We start from the raw sequence: 2,105 nt of genomic DNA on the forward strand, positions 1-2,105 counted from the left end.
TTGGCCGGCACTCATCGGCGCTTCGCCTGGCGATGGCCGCCAGGATCGGGCGCGGTTGAATAAGAAACGAAAGCGTAGCGAGCTCATCGTGTGGCCAGCACCATCACGCTTGTCAGCGGCGGCGGGAAAGGCGCCCAACGCTCACGTTCAGCGGGGCCGCGAACGGCACTCAAGGCAACCATAAGAAACTCGCTTCGCGGCCTCCGCTGGAACGTGTTGTTAGGCGGCGGTTAGAGTGATGAGTAAAGCTTATCACCCTTTGAAAATACCAATGATGTCCTTCACTACTCCCGTGATATCAACTCCTAGTGAATACCCAACTAATACAACGCCTAATATAAAGGCCAATTTCTTATGACCAACAATTCCTATCTTTTGTAGTGCATAGATAGGTCTATCTAGAGATGACCAAAAGGTCCGATGACCAATCATAAAGATTGCAAGCACAATAGAGACAAGGGGAAGCAGCGCAAAGGCCACATTGACTATAATCATCCAAGTTAGTGTCACGAAGAAAAAGAAGCCGAGGACGCGTTCTAGGTCCGTATTCATATAGGAGTTATTATAAAGAGCCAGCCCAGCAAGTAAGTAAGTAGCTAAAGTTAGTATGACAAGTGGTATACAATTTAATGAGATAAAAGCAGCGGTTATCCAGAAGGACTCTGACCTCGAAATCTTTCTCAATATCCTACGTGTGATCGCGACAAAAACTGTGAATAATAAAACTCCTAAAACCCATCCAGCGATGTCACCTAACATCATGACGAATACCATGGGCTTATTATTGTGGTTATGAAACAGAAGAGCAACCGCCAGCAGAAGATAAAGCAAGAGCAACAAGACTATTATAAACAGAGGAATAAACCACACCATTAGCCAGGTGCGCTTTTTTATGAACGCGGGTAAAGTCCCATAAATAAAAGGAAGAATGATTAGGATGATAATTGCCAATATAAACTTTTGATCTACTATGATGTCTGGCCTTGCTTTTTTTACGTTGAAAGCACCAAACAACAAAAATGATCCTAACCAGTACCACGTCGAAACGCCGAGGGCGCGCAGCGATAGGAGTTTCTCACCAAATACTCTGTCACAAGTGGAAGCTATAATCTTCGCGATTTCACGCATAAAGGCAACATGCCGTGACAAATTATGATGTTTAGTTTCATCAATCTTAATCCACCATTCTGAAAGCCTATTTCGAAATTTTTTATCTAATGCTCTCTCTTCGTCCTCGTATAAGAAGAGCGTATAAAAAAGCAATAAACTTAGAAAGAACGCACTGATACGAAGCGAAACGATAAATATATCTCGCATATTATTCCAAGCCGACTAAAATTAACCTGCTAGTTAAGCCGCCTAACGCCCGCGTTCAGCGGGGCCGCGAGCGGAATTCCGATGCTGATGAGAAACCTACTTCGCGGCCTCCGCTGCAACGCCTTGTTAGACGGCTAGCGAGCTACTCCAATTGGCAATCCCGCCTTCGGCACACGGTCTTCTACTGTCCCTCTTGGTGGCTCCGTTCCTTCCGTCTCATATACTTCTGGGCCTATTGTCTCGTTTGAGTAGAACGAGTGACTTCCGCTCCACATCTCATTCCAATTCTTTGGCTTTGCTGTCACCTCGTACATAGCTTTTCTGCCTGTCATAGCCTCGACCTTGACTACAAATAAGTAGCCGTTCTTTTCTCCCGATGCTAAGGTCGGGTCGATCATCTTTGCTTCGGCGAGTGCAGCTAGATCAGCGAACTGACCTCGCCCTTTCGTTAGCGAATATATCACCTCTGCTTTGGTGATGGTTTGAATATCTGCTATTACGGTTTCCTCCTGACAGATGAACCTGCCAGGCCACATAACCTGAAAGCCAGCGAAAATAAAGATTATCAGGAGCAAATATAGTAAGAATCGCTTCATAGGTAATTACACGAAGAATCCTTTACCCGGTTCCCGCGTTCTGCGACGTGCCGTCTAACGGACACACATCACCGGGCGCGGCATGGTGCATTGGATGAGTGATGAGAGACTCGCTCGCCGCGCTCCGGTGCATGTCGTTGTTAGGCGCAACTTGTAGGTTTACTTCCTCTCACCTAACGCTTTCTTACTCTT

The 2,105-nt window shown here is 46.2% G+C and carries 2 protein-coding genes; both read right to left on the bottom strand.

The genetic code is table 11. The features are described from left to right. Positions 1 to 252 precede the first annotated feature (252 nt). Positions 253 to 1,317 (bottom strand): hypothetical protein, encoded by a 1,065-nt coding sequence (locus VJ464_10035; protein HKQ05462.1) that lies wholly within the window; start codon positions 1,315 to 1,317, stop codon positions 253 to 255. 134 nt (positions 1,318 to 1,451) lie between these two features. Continuing rightward, a complete protein-coding gene (locus VJ464_10040) occupies positions 1,452 to 1,913 on the bottom strand; it encodes a hypothetical protein (protein HKQ05463.1) in 462 nt (153 codons plus the stop codon). Between the last annotated feature and the right edge of the window lie 192 nt (positions 1,914 to 2,105).

The sequence above is a fragment of the Blastocatellia bacterium genome, from assembly GCA_035275065.1.
In the GTDB taxonomy this organism is placed as follows: domain Bacteria; phylum Acidobacteriota; class Blastocatellia; order UBA7656; family UBA7656; genus DATENM01.

Excerpts from the sequence above, each read along its gene's own strand:
- VJ464_10035 (HKQ05462.1), bottom strand. The coding sequence starts at position 1,317 with ATGCGAGATATATTTATCGTTTCGCTTCGTATCAGTGCGTTCTTTCTA.
- VJ464_10040 (HKQ05463.1), bottom strand. The coding sequence starts at position 1,913 with ATGAAGCGATTCTTACTATATTTGCTCCTGATAATCTTTATTTTCGCT.